At 37.3% G+C, this 24,169-nt stretch carries 29 protein-coding genes and 1 riboswitch; of the genes, 21 read left to right on the plus strand and 8 right to left on the minus strand.

What is annotated here, in order from left to right; translation table 11 throughout:
• Positions 1–139 precede the first annotated feature (139 nt).
• The 4 genes from ACRX5O_RS24330 to ACRX5O_RS24345 form a co-directional block, all read right to left on the minus strand.
• Complete coding sequence (locus ACRX5O_RS24330; RefSeq protein WP_433908310.1) at positions 140–700, minus strand: hypothetical protein; 561 nt, start codon at positions 698–700, stop codon at positions 140–142.
• 234 nt (positions 701–934) lie between these two features.
• The gene (locus ACRX5O_RS24335) at positions 935–1,939 is read right to left on the minus strand and encodes a DUF3231 family protein (RefSeq protein WP_433908311.1); all 1,005 of its coding nucleotides are present in this window, start codon (positions 1,937–1,939) and stop codon (positions 935–937) included.
• A 142-nt stretch (positions 1,940–2,081) separates the two neighbouring features.
• Positions 2,082–2,807, minus strand: a complete 726-nt coding sequence (locus tag ACRX5O_RS24340) for a GAF domain-containing protein (RefSeq protein ID WP_433908312.1) — start codon at positions 2,805–2,807, stop codon at positions 2,082–2,084.
• A gap of 6 nt (positions 2,808–2,813) precedes the next feature.
• Positions 2,814–3,008: a hypothetical protein gene (locus tag ACRX5O_RS24345; protein WP_433908313.1), complete on the minus strand. Its 195-nt coding sequence runs from the start codon at positions 3,006–3,008 to the stop codon at positions 2,814–2,816.
• Positions 3,009–3,226: 218 nt separating this feature from the next.
• Here ACRX5O_RS24345 and ACRX5O_RS24350 point away from each other — a divergent pair, with 218 nt between their 5' ends.
• Both ACRX5O_RS24350 and ACRX5O_RS24355 read left to right on the plus strand, forming a co-directional pair.
• Complete coding sequence (locus ACRX5O_RS24350; RefSeq protein WP_433908314.1) at positions 3,227–4,093, plus strand: hypothetical protein; 867 nt, start codon at positions 3,227–3,229, stop codon at positions 4,091–4,093.
• A gap of 96 nt (positions 4,094–4,189) precedes the next feature.
• Positions 4,190–5,374, plus strand: a complete 1,185-nt coding sequence (locus tag ACRX5O_RS24355) for an LL-diaminopimelate aminotransferase (protein ID WP_433908315.1) — start codon at positions 4,190–4,192, stop codon at positions 5,372–5,374.
• Positions 5,375–5,525: 151 nt separating this feature from the next.
• Positions 5,526–5,608, minus strand: a riboswitch (cyclic di-GMP riboswitch).
• Positions 5,609–5,613: 5 nt separating this feature from the next.
• On the opposite strand, the gene sda is transcribed toward ACRX5O_RS24355, so the two are convergent.
• Complete coding sequence (gene sda, locus ACRX5O_RS24360) at positions 5,614–5,928, minus strand: sporulation histidine kinase inhibitor Sda (protein ID WP_433908316.1); 315 nt, start codon at positions 5,926–5,928, stop codon at positions 5,614–5,616.
• Between the two features lie 252 nt (positions 5,929–6,180).
• Between sda and ACRX5O_RS24365 the strand changes: the two genes are divergently transcribed.
• From ACRX5O_RS24365 to ACRX5O_RS24395, 7 genes are all read left to right on the plus strand, one after another.
• Complete coding sequence (locus ACRX5O_RS24365; RefSeq protein ID WP_433908317.1) at positions 6,181–6,747, plus strand: nitroreductase family protein; 567 nt, start codon at positions 6,181–6,183, stop codon at positions 6,745–6,747.
• Between the two features lie 271 nt (positions 6,748–7,018).
• Positions 7,019–7,975 (plus strand): MBL fold metallo-hydrolase, encoded by a 957-nt coding sequence (locus tag ACRX5O_RS24370; RefSeq protein ID WP_433908338.1) that lies wholly within the window; start codon positions 7,019–7,021, stop codon positions 7,973–7,975.
• A 437-nt stretch (positions 7,976–8,412) separates the two neighbouring features.
• Positions 8,413–9,507, plus strand: coding sequence for a mechanosensitive ion channel family protein (locus ACRX5O_RS24375; RefSeq protein ID WP_433908318.1), 1,095 nt, complete (start codon positions 8,413–8,415; stop codon positions 9,505–9,507).
• A 138-nt stretch (positions 9,508–9,645) separates the two neighbouring features.
• Positions 9,646–10,491, plus strand: a complete 846-nt coding sequence (locus tag ACRX5O_RS24380) for an STAS domain-containing protein (RefSeq protein WP_433908319.1) — start codon at positions 9,646–9,648, stop codon at positions 10,489–10,491.
• 14 nt (positions 10,492–10,505) lie between these two features.
• Positions 10,506–10,928 carry a FosM family fosfomycin resistance protein gene (gene fosM, locus ACRX5O_RS24385; protein WP_433908320.1) on the plus strand — a complete coding sequence of 141 codons (423 nt, stop codon included), beginning with the start codon at positions 10,506–10,508 and terminating at the stop codon, positions 10,926–10,928.
• Positions 10,929–11,026: 98 nt separating this feature from the next.
• A complete protein-coding gene (locus ACRX5O_RS24390) occupies positions 11,027–12,475 on the plus strand; it encodes a SulP family inorganic anion transporter (protein ID WP_433908321.1) in 1,449 nt (482 codons plus the stop codon).
• 13 nt (positions 12,476–12,488) lie between these two features.
• Positions 12,489–12,908 (plus strand): universal stress protein, encoded by a 420-nt coding sequence (locus ACRX5O_RS24395; protein WP_433908322.1) that lies wholly within the window; start codon positions 12,489–12,491, stop codon positions 12,906–12,908.
• Between the two features lie 28 nt (positions 12,909–12,936).
• On the opposite strand, the gene ACRX5O_RS24400 is transcribed toward ACRX5O_RS24395, so the two are convergent.
• Positions 12,937–13,314 carry an MFS transporter gene (locus ACRX5O_RS24400; protein ID WP_433908323.1) on the minus strand — a complete coding sequence of 126 codons (378 nt, stop codon included), beginning with the start codon at positions 13,312–13,314 and terminating at the stop codon, positions 12,937–12,939.
• An 86-nt stretch (positions 13,315–13,400) separates the two neighbouring features.
• Entirely contained in the window at positions 13,401–13,718 is a 318-nt protein-coding gene (locus tag ACRX5O_RS24405; RefSeq protein WP_433908324.1) for an MFS transporter, read from the minus strand.
• A gap of 270 nt (positions 13,719–13,988) precedes the next feature.
• Between ACRX5O_RS24405 and ACRX5O_RS24410 the strand changes: the two genes are divergently transcribed.
• The 5 genes from ACRX5O_RS24410 to ACRX5O_RS24430 all read left to right on the plus strand — a co-directional run bounded on the left by ACRX5O_RS24410 (position 13,989) and on the right by ACRX5O_RS24430 (position 18,993).
• A complete protein-coding gene (locus ACRX5O_RS24410) occupies positions 13,989–15,467 on the plus strand; it encodes a SulP family inorganic anion transporter (protein WP_433908325.1) in 1,479 nt (492 codons plus the stop codon).
• A gap of 141 nt (positions 15,468–15,608) precedes the next feature.
• A complete protein-coding gene (locus tag ACRX5O_RS24415) occupies positions 15,609–16,172 on the plus strand; it encodes a VanZ family protein (RefSeq protein WP_433908326.1) in 564 nt (187 codons plus the stop codon).
• Positions 16,173–16,192: 20 nt separating this feature from the next.
• A complete protein-coding gene (locus ACRX5O_RS24420; RefSeq protein ID WP_433908327.1) occupies positions 16,193–16,876 on the plus strand; it encodes a response regulator transcription factor in 684 nt (227 codons plus the stop codon).
• Positions 16,866–17,963 carry a sensor histidine kinase gene (locus ACRX5O_RS24425; protein ID WP_433908328.1) on the plus strand — a complete coding sequence of 366 codons (1,098 nt, stop codon included), beginning with the start codon at positions 16,866–16,868 and terminating at the stop codon, positions 17,961–17,963. Before ACRX5O_RS24420 ends, ACRX5O_RS24425 begins: the two co-directional genes overlap by 11 nt.
• Positions 17,964–18,309: 346 nt before the next feature.
• On the plus strand, positions 18,310–18,993 hold the full coding sequence (locus ACRX5O_RS24430) for a DUF421 domain-containing protein (protein ID WP_433908329.1): 684 nt from the start codon (positions 18,310–18,312) through the stop codon (positions 18,991–18,993).
• A 50-nt stretch (positions 18,994–19,043) separates the two neighbouring features.
• Here ACRX5O_RS24430 and ACRX5O_RS24435 read toward each other — a convergent pair whose 3' ends face one another.
• Positions 19,044–19,214 (minus strand): hypothetical protein, encoded by a 171-nt coding sequence (locus tag ACRX5O_RS24435; protein WP_433908330.1) that lies wholly within the window; start codon positions 19,212–19,214, stop codon positions 19,044–19,046.
• 234 nt (positions 19,215–19,448) lie between these two features.
• On the opposite strand from ACRX5O_RS24435, the gene ACRX5O_RS24440 reads away from it, so the two are divergent.
• The 7 genes from ACRX5O_RS24440 (at position 19,449) to ACRX5O_RS24470 (ending at position 23,922) form a co-directional block, all read left to right on the plus strand.
• The gene (locus ACRX5O_RS24440; RefSeq protein WP_433908331.1) at positions 19,449–19,766 is read left to right on the plus strand and encodes a hypothetical protein; all 318 of its coding nucleotides are present in this window, start codon (positions 19,449–19,451) and stop codon (positions 19,764–19,766) included.
• 155 nt (positions 19,767–19,921) lie between these two features.
• Positions 19,922–20,503 carry a nucleotidyltransferase family protein gene (locus ACRX5O_RS24445; RefSeq protein ID WP_433908332.1) on the plus strand — a complete coding sequence of 194 codons (582 nt, stop codon included), beginning with the start codon at positions 19,922–19,924 and terminating at the stop codon, positions 20,501–20,503.
• A 40-nt stretch (positions 20,504–20,543) separates the two neighbouring features.
• Positions 20,544–20,885: a hypothetical protein gene (locus ACRX5O_RS24450; protein ID WP_433908333.1), complete on the plus strand. Its 342-nt coding sequence runs from the start codon at positions 20,544–20,546 to the stop codon at positions 20,883–20,885.
• Between the two features lie 110 nt (positions 20,886–20,995).
• On the plus strand, positions 20,996–21,397 hold the full coding sequence (locus ACRX5O_RS24455) for an Rrf2 family transcriptional regulator (RefSeq protein WP_433908334.1): 402 nt from the start codon (positions 20,996–20,998) through the stop codon (positions 21,395–21,397).
• Positions 21,398–21,479: 82 nt separating this feature from the next.
• Complete coding sequence (locus ACRX5O_RS24460; protein ID WP_433908335.1) at positions 21,480–22,385, plus strand: NAD(P)/FAD-dependent oxidoreductase; 906 nt, start codon at positions 21,480–21,482, stop codon at positions 22,383–22,385.
• A 75-nt stretch (positions 22,386–22,460) separates the two neighbouring features.
• Positions 22,461–23,156: a class I SAM-dependent methyltransferase gene (locus ACRX5O_RS24465; protein WP_433908336.1), complete on the plus strand. Its 696-nt coding sequence runs from the start codon at positions 22,461–22,463 to the stop codon at positions 23,154–23,156.
• 136 nt (positions 23,157–23,292) lie between these two features.
• Positions 23,293–23,922 carry a class I SAM-dependent methyltransferase gene (locus tag ACRX5O_RS24470; RefSeq protein WP_433908337.1) on the plus strand — a complete coding sequence of 210 codons (630 nt, stop codon included), beginning with the start codon at positions 23,293–23,295 and terminating at the stop codon, positions 23,920–23,922.
• Positions 23,923–24,169: the final 247 nt, after the last annotated feature.

A 24,169-nucleotide genomic window follows, 5' to 3' on the forward strand; every position in this document is an offset into this window, starting at 1 on the left:
ATGAGTCCGATTCAGTATCGAAATCATGCCCAGGAAGTTGCTTAATAATTCGTGTCTAACTTTTTGGGTTCAGATCAGTTGATTGTCCCTTTTTAATGCCCTAAATAGTATTACTAGCATTTGTAGAAGTGAATAGTGTTTAAGGTACAAAATGATTGGAACTATCATATTTTAATGTAACCTTGTCTATGATCACCTTAGAAATTACACCCATTACTAATAGACTCACAAAAGACCAATGGGCATTCCAAGCATTTTCAATGTAAATATTTACGATTTTCATTATGGGAAGAGCTATGTAAGAGATAAAAGCGGAAACAAGGCCTAAAGCAACCAAAAATAGTTTCCATTTTGTATATCTGTTGTAAATTAATGTAAGTCCAATTGGTATAATAAAAAGATTAGCAGGTAACATTGTAGGAATAATAGGTTCAAGTTGCATTCTATAGTCATACCAGTCCATTGCTGTTGCCCAATCATCTAGGTTTTTATTCATTATGTATATGATTCCGAGGTACGCGATGGAAGGGAGAAGTTTATCATTCTTAACAATAATAAAAAATAATACCAGCATGAAGATACAAGCGACAAGAAGCATCCACCATTGCCAGGTGAATACAGTGTGCTTCACCCATATCTCAATTCGTAAGTCGGTTAATTGGTTTGAAAGTTTATCGATTTTTTTACCTAATTCCTCCATATAATTCCTCCATATGTAATCCCTTTTATATTTCCTAATTCTAATCATGTTTTAATTTTTCCTACATAATAAATTTTTAGTCAGTAAGTTTAGATTACATATGGGAGCAATGGTCAATTACTGAATAATGAATGGTGGAGTTTTCGGATGGAAGAGTTCCAATTTGAACAACAATAAAAGAGAGGTGTAAGCCTCTCTTTTGAATACGAATCCGTAATGGGAGAACAGTAAAAATTATTCACTTCGATTGCGCAAAGCTTCTCTATCTACATTTTGTGGCGGTTGTTCTAACCATCTGTTATCGATCATGAGTTTCACACCATCACTTGCAAAATCTAAGATTTCTGTTAGTAATCGAGTGTAATGTCCACTAATATCTTTTCTAAGACTTGCTCCTATGGCTGCTCCGTAGCCTGCTACACTCACCGCAGTTAAGCTATCTGTGTGAAACATCATTAACTTATCAGAAAATATAGGCTCTATGGATTGAGAAATAGTTGAATCCCAAGTGCTTGGAAGAGGAACTTCATCTTCTAGCAATATCTTTCTAAATACGGTTTCATGCTTTGCTGCGATTTCTGCACCTCTCTCCATGTATTTTCGAACTTCAGGTGATTGAGCCGATTGCGAAAATCCAGATACAAAGGTTCTACCGATGGAGTTTGTTTCAGTATTTGTTGAAATATGGGCAAGCTCGATCGCGGTTAAAGGACGGTGTTTCCCTATTAAACCTGAAAGAAAGGATTCGCTCTCTATGTACTCGGCTTTTTGCATCGGTGGTATAGTAGGTGAACGAATAAATGTCCCTTTATTTAGGAGTAAATCACAAGACTCATTATATAATTTCATAAATCTTTCGGATATTTTTGAAAAAAGAGCTCTCACATCATTTCTAGCCAATACTTCTAGTAAGGCTGCTGCAGCTGCTGTTCCAGCGGCAGCTGTATACTTAATATATCTTAGAGCAAATAGGTCGGAGTATAATCGATCAGCTTTCAGGTTAACGTCTTCTTGAGTGAACCCGATAGGGAGGGCGTGATCTTCTTTTTCAAAGATTTGTTTCACTTCATTAATAACAAATTGACAATTAGCTAAAGCTGTTTGAAGAACTACGGTATTATCGTCATCCTCATTCACTTGAGCAAAGTGCTTAATAACACAATACGTCATAGAGTTCTGCATATAAGCACTCCATAATGCGGCAACTTCTGAAGAAACAAGTTTTGGGTTATGATCCATTTCCTTTAAGAACTCCTTTTTATGCTTACTATTTCCAAAGGAGAATAAGATATGTAATAGAATCTAATAGGGGATGAGGTGGGGAATTGCAATGTTTTTTCAACATACAGTAAAAGAGTACGTTACATACGTACTCTTTTGTCTATAAGTGCGAGTAAAATATGAATTGGTTCTTGCCTTGATGTTTAGCAACATACATGGATTGATCAGCATGCTTTATTAGATTATCTACACTGTTACTATCATCGGGAAAGATGACAATCCCGATACTTGCAGTTAAAAGAATCCTCTCTTCATTACCCTCCCAATTGGAAAGTACGTGTAAGATTTCTTGGGCTTTCGTAGAAATATGTTCGTAATCGTGAAGATCATTAAAAACCATAATAAATTCATCTCCACCTAAACGAGCAACAAAACCAATATTAGAAACGACCTCTATTAGTCTTCTACCAACTTGTTTTAAAATACGGTCTCCATAATCATGTCCATACGTATCATTTACCTCTTTAAATCCATCAAGATCAATAAACATAATGGTTAGTTTTCGGGAACCAATAAGTTCTTTATTTGATAAATATTGATAAAGGTATCTCCGATTGTATAGACCTGTCAACGTGTCAATGACTGCTTGCTTTTCAAGTGTTAACACATAACTGAAGAAACGAGAAAGTTTTTGTAAATGCTCTGCCTCTTTATTTGTAAAGTGGGAGGGTTTGGTATCTACTGCGCACAGGGTTCCAAAAACCTCACCATTCTGAAAGGTGACAGGTACACCGAGATAAGAGCCAATATTATGATCTGAGAAAACGTGGAAGCCTTCTTTACTTGTATCATTTATGATTAACGGTACCCTACCGTTATAGTCCAAATATTGTCAGAAGGAATCACGTAAGTGTAATGAATCATCAGGAAGGTTAACTCCAGTTTGGTTATCAAGTTTTTGTACAATCTCTAGATAATTGTCTTTTATTCTAGATAAAAAAATAGTTTTACCTGGAACTAATGAGCTGACAAGCTCAAGTAAGTTTTCCACTGCTTCTTCAAAGGTTTGAAAAGGTGCGGTAGACAAAATTATCACCTCTTTTCATCGTTGTTCCACTATTAACATATGGGATGATAGGATAAAAATCAATAGTAATATTGCTATCATTTGGTATTTACTTAGTAAATTTTTCAATAGTTGAATGTCATATACCAATCTTTTCCTTCATTACTATAATGAGACAAACTCAGCTACCTAAATATTTTTTGTTTTGATGGATAAGAATATGAGAAGTGAGGTGTGATATGAGAAACTTTTCTATAATTGTCATAATAGGAATTCTTATTTATCTTTTTATTCTTCCGGTAGAATCTAAAGCAAATGTACAAAAGTATGACGATGACGACCTTCCCATTAGTTTTGAAATTGAAATCCTGACTTGGGAAATCGCAAAAGACATCCTGCCAAAAGGGAAGAAGTTTACCGTGATTGATGTCGAAACTGGGAAACAATTCAAGGTTCAAAGACGAGCGGGTAGCAGACATGCAGATGTTCAGCCTCTTACCACAAAAGATACAAAGATCATGAAGGAAATATATGATGGGAAGTGGAGTTGGAAAAGACGAGCCATAATCGTGAAAGTAGGGGATCAATTTATTGCGGCTTCTATGCATGGAATGCCTCACGGAGCAGGAGCACTCCAAAACGGATTTCCGGGCCATTTTTGCATTCACTTTTTAGGAAGTACCACCCATCGCTCAGGAAAGATGGATAAACTCCATCATTTAATGATCTTAAAAGCAGGTGGAAAAGAAGAAGAGTACTTACATACCGTTGATCCTTATGAAATGATTGAGTTTTTTGTTACAGGCATAAATTATCAAGACCCTCATTTACTGAAAGTAACGATTGCGGAAAACAAAACTCCTACAAAATTAAAGAAAATGGCTAAGAAATTTACTTATTTCCGAATTACATCCATGTCCTTTTTACCAGTGGAAGATCTAGAAGGTCAGCTGGTGCTAGAAGTTCAGGTAGAAGCAAAATATCACACAGATAAAAGTGGGAAAGTAACAAAGAACATGACATTTATTTTAAGAAAAAATAGTGTGATGGATCGGTGGATGATTGACTCGGAGCATTTTTTCAATCAAATTCAGGGAAAAAATTGAAAACCTACATGATTAGGTTTTCTTTTTTTGCTATACTAAAAAACAAAACATTTTAAAATAGTAGTATAGTTTTGAACAATAAGGAGACAACTTGATATGAAATTACAGGCATCAGCTAAGATGGACAAACTAACAACATCCATTTTTATAGACTTAGCCAATCGAAAAAATGAACTCATGAATAGTGGGAAAGATGTGATTGATTTAAGTGTCGGTAGTCCCGATTTATCTCCATCGTCATTGGTTATGGATACGATTAGTACATACAGTAAAGATCCAGCAAATTATGGATATACGTTAAAAGGAACGGCTGAGTTTAGTGAAGCGGTTAGCTATTTCTATAAAAACCGTTATGGAGTGGAGCTTAACCCGAAGGATGAAGTTCTTCAGCTTATGGGTTCACAGGATGGACTTTCACACTTGGCAACGTCCATGGTAAATCCAGGTGAATATGTGCTTGTACCTGATCCAGGTTATCCGATTTACGAGGCGAGTGTGACGATTGCGGGTGGAGTCGTGTATCCGATGCCATTATTCGAAGAAAATGATTTTCTTCCTATTTTAGAGGACATCCCGGAAGAGGTGTTAGTGAAAACAAAAATGATGATCTTGAGCTATCCAGGAAATCCAGTAACTTCCATTGCGGACAGAAGCTTTTTTGAAAAGTTAGTAGCTTTTGCTAAGAAGCATGAAATTCTTGTGGTACACGATTTCGCTTATTCGGAACTTATTTTTGATGACCATCCTCAATTGAGCTTTATGTCTATCGAAGGGGCAAAGGAAGTCGGAATTGAGTTCAATTCTTTATCAAAAACCTTTAATATGGCTGGCTGTAGAATTGGATACGTGGTCGGAAATGCTCAAGCTTTACAAATTCTAGCCTCTCTAAAGTCACATATGGATTACGGAGTGTTTTTACCGATCCAGAAAGCAGCTGTAGCAGCATTAACTTCCGATTTTTTGATGCTTGCTGAACAGAAACACATATACGAAGACCGAAGAAATACATTAATTGACGGACTCAATCAGGGCGGCTGGGAAGTAAAAACTACCCCAGCAACGATGTTCATTTGGACGAAAATTCCTCAAGGCTGGACCTCTCGTCAGTTTGCTTTTGAATTGCTTGAACACGCTGGTGTGGCGGTTGTACCAGGAGACGCATTCGGAGCACAAGGAGAAGGGTACGTGCGAATCGCATTAGTACAGCCTTCTGAAAGATTAGCAGAAGCCGCAGAGCGAATTCAGAAGTTTTTACATATCTATCGACCAGAAACCAATTAATATAAATCCCTTTCATTGTAGGAACATTACTACTTTGATAGGGATTTTTTTGGTGGCTGAAAAGGGATATATGTGATTTTTATAATTAGGAGAAAGAATATTTTTAACTTGTTAGTGGGTAATTGTAAGAGTAGTAGTAAAGAGGAAGTGTCCTGGCGGCTCGGCTACCATAGCGATTGCGTTAGGCCCGTGGCTTTGCGTCTCTCATTTTCATAAGATTTGCCTTTGCAGGATTGTGGTTATTTAATCTGTTCGGTTGCTAAATCGATAACTGACTGTAAAAGTTGAATGTGGTCCCATATTTGCTCTCTTATAGCATCATCTGTACATTTCGATTGTTCATATTGTAAAAGCTCTAATTCTCTCTTGAAATAAATCACATCAAGGGCATCTTGAAGACTTTGCTTTGATATAAGATCATGTTGTGAATACATCAACCTTCGTATCGCCTCATTTTTTAAAAATTTGAGAAAGTCATTTTCTAAGTTGAACTTTATGGCTCGAATAATGATATTTGACAATTGTTCATCATCTAGTCTTTGTAGCGAATTCATAGGGAAATCCTTTCTTACAATCTACTTTAATTAGTATATATAGGATAAGTTCAATAGTCCAAAGGTAACTGCATACATCATAAGATATTTTTCGACAAAATTCGTAGTTGCTGACTATTTGTGCGCTGACGTATATCATTACCCGTTATTGAAGAAATGTAGACATAAAAAAGCAAAAAAATTGTAGGGAAATTATGGTTGGAGTAAAATGGGTATTGTTATTGGAATATTTTCACAAAGGGAGTAATGTATATGACGGAAATACAAGCAAAACAGGGTCGTCAAGCTGAGTATGACATTGATCAAATCTATTTAAATCGGTGGTCGCCTCGTTCGTTTTTAGAAAAAGAAGTGCCAGAGGACGTTCTTATGAGTGTATTAGAAGCAGCACATTGGGCTCCATCTGCAAATAACTCTCAGCCTTGGAGATTTGTGATTGCACGCTCACAAGAGGATCGTAAAAAATTTCATTCTTTTATCAAGGAAGGAAACCGTAAATGGTGTGAAAAGGCTCCTGTTTTTGTGGCAATTTTGTCTGATAAAAAATTGGGTTACCATGCGTTTGATACCGGTTCGGCTTGGGGATATTTAGCACTACAGGCAAGCCAAAAAGGATTAATCACTCACCCGATGGCAGGTTTTTATCAGGATCAAGCTCGAGAAGCATTAAATGTCCCGGATGACTTCGACATTCAAGTGATTGTCGCAGTTGGATATCAGGGAGAGAAAGAAGCACTACCAGCTGAATTACAAGACCGTGAGCAACCATCGGGCAGACGACCTCTGAAGGAGTTAGTTTTTGAAGGTGAATACAAGTAGATTGGTAGTTGAGCAAATCACTGAGTGGTTTGCTTTTTTTTTATATGATGGTGTTTGTTAATTTGATTTAGATTTAGGACCTTGGGTTTCCAAAATTAGTGGAGTGAGGGAGCTAAATAGCATTTTAGTGTCCTTAAATTCTAATATTTAGTAGAATAAAGAATCTTAATTAAAATTACACCAGCAGAACCGAGTCTTTAGGAAAGTCAAGCAACAAAACAACAGTCTAGAGAGAGAACGATAAATATCAATGTAACATAAAGGAAGAACCATAATGAAAAAATACGAAAACCAAATACCAACCTCTATGAATATGAATTTAAAGTCCATGATCAGCATGATGAAGGATTCTGTTACAAGCAGAAGTATCCGAAGGCCAAGCGGTCCCATCCAGGTAGAAAATTTTGTTGAGGGAACTACTTCTCATTCAAGGGTTACCTGGTTCGGGCACTCGGCTTTTCTTCTTGAGCTAGAAGGGAAAAGACTCTTCTTTGATCCTATGCTTGGTAACCGTCCGTCACCCGTTTCATGGGCTGGTACGAAACGTTTTAGCACAAATTTACCGATTGAACCTGAAGAGCTTTCTAGAATTGATGCGATTGTGATCTCACATGACCACTATGATCACCTGGATTATTCATCTATTCGTAGATTAAAGGATAAAACACAAAGATTTATTGTACCGTTAGGGGTACGACGATGTTTAATCAATTGGGGTGTTCCTTCAGAAAAAATTACTGAGCATGCGTGGGGCGATGAAGTCCAGTTTGAGGATCTCACACTAGCTTGTATGCCCGCCAGACATTTTTCCGGAAGAGGTTTATTTAATCGAAATTCTACCTTGTGGTGTTCATGGGTAATAGCAGGACGTGAAACAAAGGTATACTACAGTGGCGACAGCGGTTATGGTCCACACTTCAAGGAAATTGGTGAAACCTACGGACCTTTTGACGTAACTTTGATGGAATGCGGTCAATATGATGAGCGTTGGTCCCATATACATATGCTACCGGAAGAAACGGTACAAGCCCATCTTGATGTTCGCGGTGATTTGTTAATACCTGTTCATTGGGGAGCCTTTACCCTTGCTTTCCATTCGTGGATTGATCCGGTAGAACGGGTAACAAAAGCGGCATCTCAGCATCAGGTATCCATTGCTACACCGAAAATCGGGGAAATCGTTTGCATAGGTATGGATGATTGTCCGAGAACTCCTTGGTGGAGGTGACTTTTGGAAGAAGTAGACGTATGTTTGCTTCTTTTTTTAATCCTTTATTGTAACCGATCTATTTGACCCTCATGTACAAGGAGAACTTCATCCAAGCATAATATCTCGAGATTTCCATTTCCATAATCAAATACTACATTACACTTTAGACCTTTATAAAGGACTATTTCATAAATCAATTTCCACACACCTTTCAAAAGTATTATTTTTCAACACAAAAACTATTTTAACAACATCAGTTTGTAAATAAAACCATTTTTTACCAACATTTTTAGTCAATAAACAACAAATTTCAACGATTCTTTGTCGACACTCGTTCGTCTACCTTCTTTTATCCTTTTTTATAAACAAGACTTTTGTTGTATTCAAATATCTTGATGATGAGAGTAATATATGAGGATGTATGTTGTGAATTACAAAGAGAGAAGGTAAGTAAGATGGATTTTTTATCGGTCCAACTCGACTATGATATGTTAAAAGATTTAGGGATCTCTATCGGAATATTGCTTTTGTTTATTCTATTTAGAAACCTATTTACGAAGTATGTATTTCAGTTGATTTTAAAATTGTCTAGAAAAACACCCACTGATTTTTTTACGCAAATTTGCTTAAGCTTTGAACGCCCGATCGGCTGGTTGTTTATTATTATCGGTTTATATGTAGCGATGGATTATTTCCCGTTTATTGAACAGCACAATGCGCTATTTTTAAAATTCTTACGATCGATGGTGATTGTGACCATCACATGGGGGTTATTTAATCTTTCTTCACCAACCACAGGAATTATCATGAGTGTGAATCAAAAGATTAATAATAAGATAGATTTAATACTGATTCCTTTTATTTCAAGAACGATTCGTGTGATCCTTGTTGCCATCAGTATCAGTATCATTGGTCAGGAATTTGATTATGACGTAAATGGCTTGGTTGCAGGACTAGGACTTGGTGGTCTCGCTTTTGCATTAGCTGCCAAAGAAGCGGTAGGCAACCTGATTGGTGGAATCGTCATTGTAACCGAAAAACCTTTTTCGATTGGAGATTGGATTTTAACTCCTAGCGTCGAGGGGACGGTAGAAGATATCAATTTCAGAAGCACGAAGGTCCGAACGTTTAGTCAGGCTTTAGTGACCGTTCCGAATTCAACCCTAGCGAACGAACCAATCACCAACTGGAGTCGAATGGGGAAAAGACGAATCACTTTCCACTTAGGACTAAACTATAAATCCACTAAAGATCAAATTCAAAGAGTCGTTCAGCGGGTGGAACATATGCTGCGAAATCATGATGACGTTCATCCGGATACGATTATGGTTGCATTCGATCAGTATAATGATAGCAGCCTTGATATCCTCTTATACTTTTTCACCAACACGACCGTTTGGGGAGAGCATGTGAAAATTAAACATGAAATCAACATAACCATTATGGCCATTTTAGAAGAAGAGGGAGTCGAAGTGGCGTTCCCAAGTAGAACGATTTACGTGTCACAGGAATCCAGTGACTTGCTTCAAACTATGGGTTCTTATGATTGAAAATGTAGTGTTAAGAGACCAACCGTTCATATTTTGACGGTTGGCTCTTTTTTTATATCGTCAGATCCTTAAAGAAGGATTCTACTAGATTGATGTTGAAATATTTTATACTCGCATATAGACAAGGAGATTACGAATGTGAAAAGGGAATTACGTTATATTGGGGAAAAGATCGTAAAAAATGAGGATATATTAGCTAATAGAATATCAGAGTTAATCGATTCGGATTATTCATCAAGTTTAAGTAAAGCTGGAGCTCCAGACCAAGAGTTGCATGCCTACAGAGCGGAACTCGTCAAATACTTTGGACAGGCATTATACGAGGAAAAGGAAATCATTCAGGAGCATGTGATACGATGGGGGAAAAAGGCCGCTAGATTTGCGATGAAATATCAGGTGTCACTCAGCAATGCCTTACGCGCCGTTAGCTTTTACCGAACTATTCTTTGGGATGTATTTACCGACGAGTTAGCAGAAAAACAATTTGCGGCCATTACGATGCTTGATGTGTCTAAAATCATTGATCCTTTAATAGATAAAGTACTGCAAGTGATGAGTGAAGTGTATGAAAAAAGAAACACGGAATTAATGAATATTGCTTATTCCGCCGTAGAGGAATTATCTGTTCCCGTTGTGGTGATCACAAAAGGAATTGCGGTGATTCCACTGATCGGGACGATAGATACAAGTCGAGCTCAATTAATCATGGAAACTGCCCTCAATGAAGGATCACGTCTCCAGTTAGATTCGTTAATTATGGATGTATCTGGTGTTCCCATCATTGATACGATGGTAGCTGACCAACTATATAAAATCATAACTGCTCTAAAACTAAGTGGGATAGAGCCTTTAATCACAGGGATTCGCCCAGAATTGGCGCAAACGATTGTGAATATTGGCTTGCATTTTAATGAAGTAACCACGCAATCATCGCTCGAGAATGTGTTGAAGAAATTAGGGTTTAAAATAGAAAAAAGCCGGTAACATGAGGTGAACAATTGACGATTAAAGGATTAAACCATCTATTATTTTCTGTTTCTGATTTAGAAAAATCAATTCATTTTTACCAAAATGTATTTGATGCAAAGCTTTTAGTAAAAGGGAGAAGCACCGCTTATTTTGATTTACATGGGATTTGGCTTGCGCTTAATGTCGAAAAGGATATTCCTCGAAAAGAAATATCCCAATCTTACACGCATATTGCTTTTTCTGTAGATGAGGAAGATCTAGACATGTTATATGAAAAACTGCAGCGTTTGAATGTAAACATTCTTTCAGGGCGTACCAGAGATAAACGCGATAAGAAGTCGATTTACTTTACTGATCCGGATGGACATAAATTTGAATTTCATACAGGTACTCTACAAAATCGTTTAGAATACTACAAAAAAGACAAATCACATATGGAATTTTTCGAATAAGTAAATGAAAGCCCTGATTGGTTTATCCACCAATTAGGGCTATTTTTCTTTCATGACTTTTCATCTTACGTTCATACTAAGGAAAAAGGAGGAAGAAGATGGGACAGCTTACATACAAGCAATCGTGGTTCGGGAATGTAAAAGGCGACATCTTATCAGGTATCGTTGTTGCCCTAGCCCTAATTCCAGAGGCGATTGCTTTTTCTATCATCGCGGGCGTTGACCCGATGGTTGGGTTATATGCTTCATTTACGATTGCTGTGACGATTTCGTTTCTTGGCGGAAGGCCAGGTATGATTTCTGCGGCTACCGGGGCGATGGCCTTAGTTTTTATTGATTTAGTGGCTAATTACGGTGTTCAGTACATGTTGGCGGCAACGATACTAACTGGTATCCTTCAAATTATATTTGGTGTGTTTAAGTTAGCAAGATATATGAAATTTATTCCGAGGTCTGTCATGGTCGGTTTCGTTAATGCGTTGGCGATTCTCATTTTTGTCTCGCAGCTACAGCATTTTCAAGACGAGCATTCAATTATCTATGTATTGGTCGCCCTAACCTTAGCCATTATTTATCTATTTCCTTATCTTACAAAGGCCGTACCTTCTACTCTAGTTGCCATTGTAGCGATTACAGCTTTATCGATCTTTATGAATTACGGAGTACGTACTGTAGGGGATATGGGAGCGATTTCGAAAACCTTGCCGGCTTTTTTCTTACCAGATATTCCGCTCAATCTGGAAACACTCGTTGTTATCTTTCCCTATTCATTCGCGCTTGCTGTCGTGGGACTTCTTGAGTCATTATTAACCGCCACGATTGTGGATGACATGACAGACTCAGATAGTGATAAGAACATGGAGAGTAGAGGACAAGGTATTGCCAATATCATTACTGGTTTCTTTGGAGGAATGGCTGGTTGTGCGATGATCGGTCAGTCTGTGATTAATGTAAAGTCAGGTGGTCGTGGAAGATTATCTGCACTTATAGCTGGTGTATTTTTGATTTTTCTAATAGTGGTTCTTGGAGATATTGTTATTCAAATCCCGATGGGTGCTTTGGCAGGGGTGATGATTATGGTCTCTATCAGTACGTTTGACTGGAATTCGGTTAAAACACTTTACCTGATTCCAAGAAGTGATGCAGTGGTGATGGTCGTTACCGTATTAACCGTAGTCTTAACCCATAATCTAGCCATTGGCGTATTTACAGGAATTCTACTTAGTGCGATCTTTTTTGTCTCAAAGATATCAAAAGTAAGAGTAGATAGTAAACTAGAAGGCAATACAAGAACATATACGGTTAAAGGAGAATTATTTTTTGCCTCGGTGACAGAATTGTTAACTCTGTTTGATTATAAGGAAAATATTAAAAATGTAGAAATCAACTTAAGCCGCTCACATGTATGGGATGATTCGGCTGTCGCTGCGGTTGATAAAATTGTGAAAAAATTCGAAGAAAATAACATAATGGTAAATGTAACAGGATTAAATGAAGACAGTAACGAATTAGTAAGTAAATTGGCAAATAAACTTGGATCACATTAATGGGGGTAGAATGATGTATAAAAAAATTCTTTTAGCATCCGACGGATCGGAACACTCCAAACGAGCAGCAGAAAATGCCATTCACATCGCACAATGCTCTAAGGGCTCATTGATGGAAGTGGTGTATGTAGTAGATGCAGATAAAGCTAAATCAGATGTGTTAAGTAATTGGAATACAGCGGATATAGGTGATAAACGGAAGGAACGAATGAAAGATATTGAAAAAATGGCGAAAGACGCAGGGATATCCTATAAATTAACGATTCTTCACGGAGAGCCTGGTCCTACAATTGTAGACTATACGAATAAAAATAATTTTGAAATCGTTATCATTGGCAGCAGGGGGTTAAACGGACTACAGGAATTTGTGTTAGGTAGTGTAAGCCATAAGGTAGCGAAACGAGCGAACTGTCCGGTTTTAATCGTGAAATAAAAAGAAAGACCACATTTTGTGGTCTTTCTTAACTCAATTTTCGTGTTTCTACTAGTACAAGTCTCTCCGGCTTTTTGGCTAACAAAGCACAGCCTAAACCAATCAGTGGAAACACCATTAAGAGAAACAAACTTTCTGTATAGCTATGGAAAAGATCAAAACCTAATCCCAACGGAAGTGGACCGCAGGCAGACCCGATGACCATAACCTTAGCGGCAATTCCACTAATGCTACCTAAATACTTTCTTCCAAAGTAGTTCGGCCATACAATGTTTAACGTAATACGCTCGACTCCTGAGCCAATTCCCCAAAGAACCCCAAAAAGGACCCCGATTGCTGCGCTATTGGCCTGTGTTAAAACAAATAACACGACAATCTCTAAAGCAAAAACTGTTAACAACAACAAACTGGTTTTCACCTTTTCAACAATGAAACCGGAAATGAAGCTAATAGGAAATCCAACTATCGCCATTAAACTAAGTACAGTGGCGGCTAATTGAGGAGAAAGCTGTTAAAGAAACAGGCGAAAGCAAGGACGCTTCCAACAATGACCATCATCATTCGTTGCCCTAACTTATCGACGAGTCTTCCCATAAACATCATTAATAGACCCGCACATAAGGTTGCCACACTGTATAAACTAGAAATTTCCGTGCGCGACCACACAAAGCTTTTTATGTATTCATCAATGAATACGGAGTTGGAATAGGTTTGCCCAGGTCCAGAAAAGAAACCACCTAATGCAGCAATAAAGACAATTACCCATCCATAATAAAAGGATGTTTTTTCATGATGCATGGTTTTACTCAAACAAACAATTCCTTCGTAAACAGAAATAAATGCTCTAATTAAACTATATACGATTTCTCATCATTTTTCTCTTAATCTTTTTTATGAAAATTATAGGTTCATAGCGTTTATCTGAAAAATACAGAGCATATGGGAGTAAATATTAGATGAGCGCGCTTTCATTCAATTTCACAATTTTTCCACATTCTTATATACTTGTTTCTGTTAAAAACGGCCCCGACTTTCATGAGAGTTGAAAGTCACTACAAATAAAAAAAGAAGAGGTGCTTCATGAATTTAAACACAATTAAATATGAATGGTTTGGGAACATCAAAGGAGATGTGTTGGCAGGGCTAGTCGTAGCAATGGCCTTGATCCCAGAGGCAATTGCCTTCTCGATTATTGCAGGAGTAGATCCTATGATTGGATTGTATGCGTCCTTCTGTATCGCAGTTGTGATTGCTTTTGTTGGGGGAAGACCAGGGATGATTTCTGCTGCAACTGGTGCGACTGCCTTACTTATGACCACATTAGTGGCTGAACACGGACTGCAATACCTATTAGCTGCGACAATTTTGACAGGGGTTATTCAAATTGTCATGGGTGTACTGAAGTTAGGGAAACTGATGAAATTTGTTCCTCGATCAGTGATGGTTGGTTTTGTTAATGCGTTAGCCATTCTTATTTTTACAAGCCAATTAACACACTTTGTTGGAGAATCATGGGCCATGTATGCGATGGTAGCAGGAGCATTAGCGATTATTTATATACTCCCTCGATTCACAAAGGCTGTTCCATCCCCATTAGTGGCTATCGTTGTCATTTCTGCCATTGCGATCTTTACAGGTAGTGGAGTTCGTACGATCGGAGATATGGGTGAATTAACACAAGCCTTACCTATGTTTTTACTGCCTGATATTCCATTAACGTTTGAGACGTTGCAAATCATTTTCCCTTATTCACTTTCAATTGCGATTGTTGGTTTAGTGGAATCCTTGCTAACAGCAACGATCGTTGATGATATGACGGATACGAAAAGTGATAAAAACAAAGAGGCACGTGGTCAAGGGATTGCCAACATCGTATCTGGACTGTTTGGTGGTATGGCTGGATGTGCGATGATTGGTCAATCGGTGATCAATGTGAAATCTGGTGGACGCGGCCGACTCTCAGCTTTTGTGGCTGGCGTGTTCTTAATGATTTTGATCTTAGTATTAAATGACTTCCTTGTTCAAATTCCGATGGCAGCCCTTGTGGGTGTGATGATTATGGTGTCCATTGGTACTTTTGATTGGGGTTCAGTGAAATCTCTTCATAAAACTCCGATTACCGATACGATTGTAATGATTGCTACCGTTCTTACGGTACTGATGACACATGACTTATCAAAAGGTGTTTTAGTAGGAATAATTTTAAGTGCGATTTTCTTCGCTTCAAAAATATCAAAAGTAAATGTCACGACTTTAGCATCTGATCAATCTCATAAAAAATTCTACCGTGTATCTGGGCAGCTGTTCTTTGCTTCTGTAACAGACTTTGTAGAATGCTTCAATTACAATGAAAATGTTAAAGAAATAACTATTGACTTAACGGAAGCTCATCTATGGGATGATTCTGCAGTTGGTGCGATTGATAAAATCGTCATTAAATACCATCAAAACGGGATTAAAGTCAATCTCGTAGGATTGAATAAAGAAAGCAATAAATTAATAGATAAGTTAGCTGTTCATAACAAACCAGGTGGCCTAGAGAAAGTGGTAGGACATTAAAGAAAACCGCAAAGCGATGATGCTTTGCGGTTTTTTTATAGTTGTTATTCATTTTTTAGATATCCTTAATGTTCTCTTTAGAAATTCTTTAGAACGGGTATCTATACTAGGTTTGTAAGTAAGATTTAAGGAGGAAGAACAATGGAAGAAACAAGATCAATCATGTTCACCATACAGTCCTGGCATGTATTAGCGCCGGTTTTTGTATTGGGACTGTTATGGCTGGCGAGGTGGATTGTCCGTCAAGAAAGGAAGATTAATCTAGCACAGTTAGCGGTACTATCATCTTTTGGTATATACTTACTATGCGTCATGCATTTTGTATTTTTTCCAATTGATGTGAATCTTGGAATTTATGCGAATCAGACGCCGTGGTATAAGACGATCAACTTTATTCCCATTTTGACGATAGATGTGACCACGTTTTTATTAAACATCATCATGCTCATACCGTTTGGGATGTATATTCCATTTTTGAAAAAGAATGTGGTTTCTTTGAAAAAGGTTGCTAAGCTCGGATTGATGATGAGCCTTTCTTTGGAGGTCCTGCAGTTACTCTTTCGAGTGACGTTAGGAAGTGGAAGAAGTACCGATATTAATGACTTGTTGGCAAATACATCGGGGGCGGTAATTGGTTTTCTCCTCATAAGAGTTTTATTAAATGTAACCCCGTTAAAGAGCATGCTTAGGTCGTTTCAGCTCTAGTGTCATAAGGAGGCAAAGCAATGACCCGTATATTAATAGTAGAAGATGATCAACAGATTTCAGAGTTGATCGAATTATATATGAAAAATGATGGATATGAGATAGAGAAAGCGGGAGATGGGATGACGGCACTGCAACTGTTGGAGGGTACTCCCCCTGACCTCGTCATATTAGATATTATGATGCCAAAGATGGATGGGCTCGTATTTTGTAAAGAAGTTCGCAAAAACAATCAGGTCCCCATTTTGATGGTTAGTGCCAAAGTAGGGGATATGGACAAAATCATCGGTCTAATGACAGGTGCTGATGATTATATGAGCAAGCCATTTAATCCTTTAGAGCTAAGTGCTAGAGTAAAAGCTTTGTTACGCCGGGCCAATTATCAACCATCTGACAACAATGAGGATGAACTTCACGTTGGTTCTTTATCCATCGATAAAAGAAGCCATATGGTTACGGCAGGGGAGCAAGTGATGAAGCTGACGGCAAGAGAGTTTGAGATTCTTTATTTGCTTGCGAAAAACCGTGGACGCGTGTTTGCGTCAGAAGAGATTTTTGAGAGGGTATGGAAGGAACCAGGGGAGGGGTCGAATAAAACCGTGATGGTTCATATCAGCAATCTTCGCGATAAAATCGAAGCGGCTGCCCCAGGAGAAAAGATCATTCAAACCGTCTGGGGAGTGGGATATAAAATTGAAAAATAATATGATTGAACTCGTTAAGTTTCTTCCTAAATGGAAGATTACCATATACCTTGTTCTATCATTCTGCCTAGCGCTAGTGACAGGAATCATTCTGTTACCAATAATATGGTATTTAGAAGACAATTCACGTTTTTTTGAGAACCTATTGTTTCTATTATCCTATTTTCGTGAACTCATATTCTTCGTTTTTTATGGTGTCACGATGGTGTTTTACTTGTTCCTCTTTTATCAATATGAGCGGAAGCAATATTTGGCTTTTTATCTGAAGAGAATCACAGAAGATGTTCAGACATTTGGTGATAGAAATATTGGTGAAATCTCATGTCCAGCTGAATTTCATGCACTGGCTGAAGGTATCCAAAGGATCATTGAAAAGTCGGAAGCAGCGATCAAAGAAGTCAAAAGGGTCGAACAGTTAAAAAATGAACTTGTCACCAATGTGGCACACGATCTTCGTTCACCATTAACCTCGATTATTGGTTATTTAGATCTGATAAATAATGACCGATATCGCGACGAAGTGGAGCTTCGACACTTTGTCCAAGTGATTCATGATAAAGCCGCAAGCTTGCATGTGTTAATTAATGATATTTTTGAGTATACGTATGTCCAAAATCAGCAAATCAAACTTCAGAACCACCCGATTCATATCGAAGAAATGCTCAATCAATTGGCCGTTCAATCTAGAACGCAGGTAGAAGAAGCTGAAATGGAGTGGAGATTCATTTCTCATGCCACGAACCCAACAGTGATGGGAGACGGGGAGAAACTTGTACGGGTATTCGAAAATCTAGTCCAAAATGCGATTCGATACGGTCATGACGGGAAATACATTGATATGATCCTAAGTGACACCGATGAATCGGTAGTGATTGAAATCAGCAACTACGGCCAAGCGATCCCAAGTGCCGATCTTCCGCATATTTTTGAACGGTTTTACCGCGTGGAAAAATCGCGTTCGAACATTACCGGAGGTTCTGGATTAGGACTGGCGATCGCAAAGAGTATTGTTGACCTTCATCATGGTCAGATTGAGGTGACGAGCTCGGCTGGGAGAACGGCATTTATGGTGACACTTAGGAAATAAGCAAATAATAAAAAAGACTAATTAGAAAAATTAGCTCTTAGTAGTCTTTTTATAAGGAGAATTGTTGCCAGCTAGCCTAATAATTCCTATCGCACTAGGAGAATCTAACAGTATTCAAAACAAAAAAATGGAGGAATTATTTTGGGCGTTGAAGCAGAACAGATTCAGTATTGTGAGAACTGCAAAGAGGATACTCTTCACATAACCTATGAAGATGCTATGGAAATTACTTATCGTTGTACACAGTGTAAGGAAGAGTCGGAGGTTTTTAAATCCTTTTTCTAAAGGGATAGCAGGGTACATTGAGCTTTGGTGTTGTATTAAAATCATGTAAGGTCTTAGAAAGGTGATTAAGTTGGGTTATGTACAAATGCTAGTTGAGTTGGTTGGTGGTTATGTTTTTTTATTTATTATGGTGAAAGTTCTTGGGAAAACCCAAATTAGTCAAATCACTCCCTTTGATTTTATATCCGCACTCGTGTTAGGTGAATTTGTAGGAAGTGCGGTTTTTGATCCGAAAATAAATCTTTTGAAGATTCTTTTTGGAATAACGGTGTGGGGTCTTCTGATCTATTTAACGGAATTAACGACCCAGAAATCCATAAGACTTCGACTATTTTTAGAAGGAAAACCTTCCTTTATCATACATGAAGGAAAATTAGACTGGAAAGAACTTAAAAAGAATCACCTTGATATTAATCAACTTCAACAATTGCTTCGATCTAAGGATGTATTTTCCTTACGAGACGTTGAGTATGCCATATTAGAACCGAATGGATCGATAAGTATCTTAAAAAAACAAGAGGCAGATAAACCTACATATAAAGATTTTAACTTGAAAATAAACAAACGAATGGTTCCACTGACCATAATCAGTGATGGGGAAGTCATTATCGAACATCTACAAGAGTCCGGTATGGATTATAAAGCTTTGATCAAACAACTCAATGAAAGAAATATATCTTCAGTGAAAGATGTAGCATATGCTGAATGGGAATCGGATAAAGACTTGTACCTTCAGGTATATTAATTTTTTTTAGGTGATAAACCCCTGCCACTTAACTTGACAGGGGTTACCTTTTATTCGTTATCAGTTTCTTCAGTGCTCTCTTCAGTGCCTTCTTCCGTTTGGTTTTCTTCAGTTTCTGTTTCTTCTGTTGTGTCTTCGCTGCAGCCTGTGGCAAATCCAATTACCATAAAAGTTGCTAACAAAGCGAATAACCCTTTTTGTAGTTTCTTTAATTTTTCCATTTTCATTGCCTCCTCATTGGCGCTTAAGTAACTTACAAACCTATCATACATTAGAAAATGAAAGAGAATGTCCGAGTTACCAATTATTTACACAATCAAGGAACAATATTTAACTTTTTAATACTGTGTATACAAAATTTTCAATTCATTAATACTTGATTCTAATGCTCACCTTGATTAATGGTCATACTACTTCTATAGTTATAAGTTAAAAACTAGATAAGGAGAGGTACGATGCCAAGAAAACCTACACAAACGGAAGAAGAGTTAGAAAAAGAAAAAATTGTCCATTTGCCGAGTAATCAACCGAACAAAGATGAGGTCGAAAGCCTTTCACATATGTTAGCAGCGGTATTGGAGTATATATCAGATGAAGAGGTAGAAGAAATAGATTTTGAATACATATTGGATCATACAGAAGGTCTTAGAAAATGGTGGGAACGTTATCAAGAAAACAACCGGAAAAAAATTGAGGATGAAATAAGAAATTCTTTAAGTGAATTATCCTTCGAAGAACTCCAAAAAATTCGGGAACAGATCAAAGAAAAATAGGACAGTATAGTCATCTGCATTCCTTTTTAGGGATGCTTTTTTTGTATATTAGATTTACTATTTTTCCAATTTTAACAAATTTTATCAATAGAAAAGATAGAATCATATCTTTTTCATGATAAAATAGGAATATATGTTCGTGCGAGGGGAGAACTATGCTAAAAAATGAACAAGATATTTGTAAACTAATTAATGAAGATGAGAAAATGATGGATGCGTTAAGGGCTGCCCGATCACTGAATTTACTAGACTGGTGGATATGCGCCGGGTTCGTCCGTTCAAAAATATGGGATACATTGCACGATTTTCGTGAAAGGACCACCATACCAGATGTGGATGTTATTTACTTTGACCGTGATAATACGGAGGAAATAACAGAAAAGACGTATGAAGATGCGTTAAAGCGAAGGCTTCCTGATATACCTTGGTCAGTAAAAAATGAAGCAAGAATGCATCTCGCAAACCATCTTCCTCCTTATTCATCTTCTGTGGATGCCATATCAAAATTTCCAGAAACAGCAACGGCACTTGGAGTGAAATTAGACGAGAAGGACAATGTGATTCTAACTGCCCCATGTGGAATAGAAGATGTGCTCAATTTAAAAGTAAGACCCACCTCATTCTTTACTGAATCAAAAGAACGGGCTGCTATATATGAGGAGCGGATTAGAAAGAAGAATTGGGAATCCATTTGGTATAACATAAAAGTTTATCCGGTAACCATAAGAAATAGTTAGAACTCCAAGTATTATCGCTTATATGGAAGGAGTAATCATTTTGAGAAAGTGGCTTGGTATTTCGCTTCTGGTTTTCCTATACATATCACTAACTGGATGTAGTGTATTGGAATCGAAAAGAAATGCACCCTTGGAAATGGTTGCGTATAATAGTCTTACAGATGAGGAAAAGGATTTGATTCCAGTTAGTCCGAAAGATTCAAGTGTTAAGAAAGTGGCTGTTAGTCAAGAAATTATATCCATGATGGACGAGGACTATAATAAAGATGAAGTGTACTCTGTAATCTTTAACAACACGGAGTCCGCAACTTCTGGAAAGCTTGTGGTGTTTTTAGATTTGGACAAAGAAACCGTTGTTGGGAAAGGATTTACCAGTGATTGATTTGAAGTTTTAAACATTTAAATTATATTTCCAATTCCGTTTCTTGCTTAAACTTATTATAGTGGATATAATAGACTCACAATATCTTTAATTGGAGTGGAAGAATAAAGATGAAATATACAAAAGCTACAAATTATGCCCTTCATACGATGGTATATTTAGCGGTTGCCACACCGGAGAAACATGTGGGTGTTCAGCAATTGGCGGAACATCAAGGAGTTTCGACTACGTATTTATCTAAAATACTAACGAAACTAGTGAAGGAAGGAATGGTTGAATCAATTTCGGGTGCGAATGGTGGTTATAAACTTAAGCCGAATTGGGAGAGTATATCGTTTTTAGATATTATTCAAGCGATTGAAGGTCCTACACCGTTATTTGACTACTGTCTCAATCATAACCCTGATTGCTTAATACAAAAGGCTATTATTCAAGCAGAAGAAAAGATGCTATATGAACTGAAACAACAGAAGTTAGTGGATATTGCTAAACAAATGACAATGGCTCCATGAGTCGTGTTATTTTTTACTCCTTTTAAAGATATTAAAGAGTCATTATATCTGTAATAAATTTTTATGTAAAGGATGGGGGATCATGAACAAGTTTGATTGTATGATTGTTGGAGCAGGACCCGCTGGATTAAGTGCCGGTTTGACTTTAGGAAGAGCGAGAAGAAACATCGCGGTTTTTGACGATGGAACGAATAGAAATAGAGTAACTCATGAATCACATGGATTTATTACTAGAGATGGAATAAAACCACAAGAGTTTAAGGAGTTAGGATTAAAGGAATTGGAGAAATATCCTTCCGTTTCTTACTTTAATACCACCATTACTGAAATATATAAAGAAGAAGGTCAGGAAAGATTTGTGGTGAAATCATCAGATGGCCAGTCATTTGTTAGTGATAAGGTGGTATTAGCCACTGGTATTCAAGAGGTATTTCCTTTTGAAAGTGTAAGGGAGTATTATGGAAAAAGCCTTTTTAGCTGTCCATATTGTGATGGATGGGAATTAAGGGATCAACCATTACTGGTATTAGCAGAAAAAGAAGAGCAGGCACTGCATATGGCCAAATTAGTTTATAACTGGTCAAGGGATTTGGTGGTTTTAACAAACGGAGTAGAACTGTCTAAAGAAGCGGTTCGAGAATTGCATAAACACAATATTAAAACTCATTTCGATCACATTAAAAACTTAGTAGGTGAAAATGGATACCTACAAAAAATTGAGTTTGAATCAGGTGAAATTCTTATAAGGACAGGTGGGTTTGTTGTTCCGTCTTTTTATCGTCCCAATGCATTTGCGGAAAAGCTTGGATGTGAAATCCTAGAAGATGGATCAGTAGTAACCGATGGAGCTGGTCGAACAACAGAAAAACATATATACATTGCCGGAGAAACTGAAAAATCAAGTCCCTCATCCTTACTCATCTCAGCTGCAGAAGGGAATAAAGCTGGAGTTGCTGTAAATACTGATTTAATAATGGAACGATTTTAGAAGAATTTTTAAATCAATTATAGATATTAAGAGTCTATAATGTATGTAATATGATATCACTGGAGGCAAGAAGCAATGAATGAAAAACCTAATAATAATTCTGAAATGGCTAAAGTCTACGAAAAAAATACCCGAATATCGATTCCCTCATATGATGCGTTATTTGCGATGGTACAGTCATATTTTCGTATGATATTAGAAGAGAAGGAGGCAAGTATACTTGTTGTCGGAGCAGGAGGAGGGAATGAACTATCTGCATGGGGACCATCTAACCCACAATGGAACTTCACAGGTGTCGACCCCTCAGAAGAGATGATTCGGATTGCAAAAAATAAAACGATTCAACTAGGGGTAGAAAGTCGTGTTCAACTAATCCAGGGGACAATTAATGACCTACCAACTACAAATTCTACCTTCGACGCGGCGAGCTGCATCTTAGTTCTTCATTTTATTGATGGTATTCAAGAGAAGTTGAAACTCCTAACATCGATTAAGGAAAATCTTGCAACCGGAGCACCATTTGTACTCGTTTGTGCTTATGGCGACCCTGAAAGCACCGAACTCCAAGACCGATTACAGGTATGGAAAAGCTTTTGGTTGGATGGGGGAGCAGAAACATCAAAAGTGGAGGAGCTGGTGACAATAGGAATTATGAAAATATCATTTATCTCTGAAAATCAAATACAATGGCTATTGGCGGAGGCTGGATTTACGAATATTACTAGGTTTTATTCGACGGGACTGTTCGGAGGATGGATGTGCCAGGCATAGGAACATTTTTAGTTGAAGTTGTCATTTGTAAGTGTAAAAGTTTCAAAAATAATAGGGGATTTATGTTAAAATACAAACAAAAATAATAGTTATCCTTGTATTTTAAGTGCAGGATCGTACGGTAGAGAGGTGAATGATGAATAATCGTTGGAATAAAATAATATATAAATTGGGGTCTATCGTGTACGACAAATTTTTCAATTCAGGAAAATTCCTTAAAGCTAGAAAACAGATATTTGGAGAAGGTATTTTTGAGGGGAAACATAAAAGTATTCTTTTCGTTGGGGTTGGCACAGGTGCGGATCTAGAATTAATTAACCTGAATAAATTTGATATTACTGCTATTGATTACTCCAAAGCAATGTTAGACAAAGCAAGAACAAAATTTAAAAATTCTTCAGTTGAATTCTTGAATATGGATGCGCAAAATATGGATTTTACAGATAATCAATTTGATTTAGTAGTGGCAAGCCTTATATTGTCAGTAGTTCCTGACGAAGACAAATGTTTGAAGGAGATGGAAAGGGTTTTAAAACCGAATGGTGAGATATTAATTTTCGATAAGTTCTCTCCAAAGGGTAAAAAACTTTCCATATTGAAACGAGTACTTAGGCCGGTTATACAGTTATTAGGTACTGACATTGGAAGGGATTTCGAAAAATTGTATGAAAATCACAACGAGAACCTATCCATTAAAGAGGATATTCCTATACTATTTAATGGGATGTATAGAAAAATAGTTCTACTAAAAACGAAGACTCAGTGATGTTTCCTTTATCGCCTGTTATGAAATCAGCCTCGTACAAAAGATAAGCTCAGAGCCATATAAATAAAGGGTTCCGTTTTCGTGTGCTTTCTTGATATATGACATAAGAAATGACGTGTGAATTTGAAGTGCCCCCCGTCAAGTAGACAGCGGAAATAAAAAAACGACACTAAGCGGCGTTAGCCCTGTATTCTAAGGGACTAAGGCCGTTTAGTCTTTTTTGTAATCTTTCATAATTATAAAATTT

This window comes from Robertmurraya mesotrionivorans, assembly GCF_050971805.1.
In the GTDB taxonomy this organism is placed as follows: domain Bacteria; phylum Bacillota; class Bacilli; order Bacillales; family Cytobacillaceae; genus Robertmurraya_A.

Excerpts from the sequence above, each read along its gene's own strand:
- ACRX5O_RS24330 (WP_433908310.1), bottom strand. The coding sequence starts at position 700 with ATGGAGGAATTAGGTAAAAAAATCGATAAACTTTCAAACCAATTAACC.
- ACRX5O_RS24335 (WP_433908311.1), bottom strand. The coding sequence starts at position 1,939 with ATGGATCATAACCCAAAACTTGTTTCTTCAGAAGTTGCCGCATTATGG.
- ACRX5O_RS24350 (WP_433908314.1), top strand. The coding sequence starts at position 3,227 with ATGAGAAACTTTTCTATAATTGTCATAATAGGAATTCTTATTTATCTT.
- ACRX5O_RS24355 (WP_433908315.1), top strand. The coding sequence starts at position 4,190 with ATGAAATTACAGGCATCAGCTAAGATGGACAAACTAACAACATCCATT.
- sda (WP_433908316.1), bottom strand. The coding sequence starts at position 5,928 with ATGAATTCGCTACAAAGACTAGATGATGAACAATTGTCAAATATCATT.
- ACRX5O_RS24365 (WP_433908317.1), top strand. The coding sequence starts at position 6,181 with ATGACGGAAATACAAGCAAAACAGGGTCGTCAAGCTGAGTATGACATT.
- ACRX5O_RS24375 (WP_433908318.1), top strand. The coding sequence starts at position 8,413 with ATGGATTTTTTATCGGTCCAACTCGACTATGATATGTTAAAAGATTTA.
- ACRX5O_RS24390 (WP_433908321.1), top strand. The coding sequence starts at position 11,027 with ATGGGACAGCTTACATACAAGCAATCGTGGTTCGGGAATGTAAAAGGC.
- ACRX5O_RS24395 (WP_433908322.1), top strand. The coding sequence starts at position 12,489 with ATGTATAAAAAAATTCTTTTAGCATCCGACGGATCGGAACACTCCAAA.
- ACRX5O_RS24410 (WP_433908325.1), top strand. The coding sequence starts at position 13,989 with ATGAATTTAAACACAATTAAATATGAATGGTTTGGGAACATCAAAGGA.
- ACRX5O_RS24415 (WP_433908326.1), top strand. The coding sequence starts at position 15,609 with ATGGAAGAAACAAGATCAATCATGTTCACCATACAGTCCTGGCATGTA.
- ACRX5O_RS24420 (WP_433908327.1), top strand. The coding sequence starts at position 16,193 with ATGACCCGTATATTAATAGTAGAAGATGATCAACAGATTTCAGAGTTG.
- ACRX5O_RS24435 (WP_433908330.1), bottom strand. The coding sequence starts at position 19,214 with ATGGAAAAATTAAAGAAACTACAAAAAGGGTTATTCGCTTTGTTAGCA.
- ACRX5O_RS24440 (WP_433908331.1), top strand. The coding sequence starts at position 19,449 with ATGCCAAGAAAACCTACACAAACGGAAGAAGAGTTAGAAAAAGAAAAA.
- ACRX5O_RS24445 (WP_433908332.1), top strand. The coding sequence starts at position 19,922 with ATGCTAAAAAATGAACAAGATATTTGTAAACTAATTAATGAAGATGAG.
- ACRX5O_RS24455 (WP_433908334.1), top strand. The coding sequence starts at position 20,996 with ATGAAATATACAAAAGCTACAAATTATGCCCTTCATACGATGGTATAT.
- ACRX5O_RS24460 (WP_433908335.1), top strand. The coding sequence starts at position 21,480 with ATGAACAAGTTTGATTGTATGATTGTTGGAGCAGGACCCGCTGGATTA.
- ACRX5O_RS24465 (WP_433908336.1), top strand. The coding sequence starts at position 22,461 with ATGAATGAAAAACCTAATAATAATTCTGAAATGGCTAAAGTCTACGAA.
- ACRX5O_RS24470 (WP_433908337.1), top strand. The coding sequence starts at position 23,293 with ATGAATAATCGTTGGAATAAAATAATATATAAATTGGGGTCTATCGTG.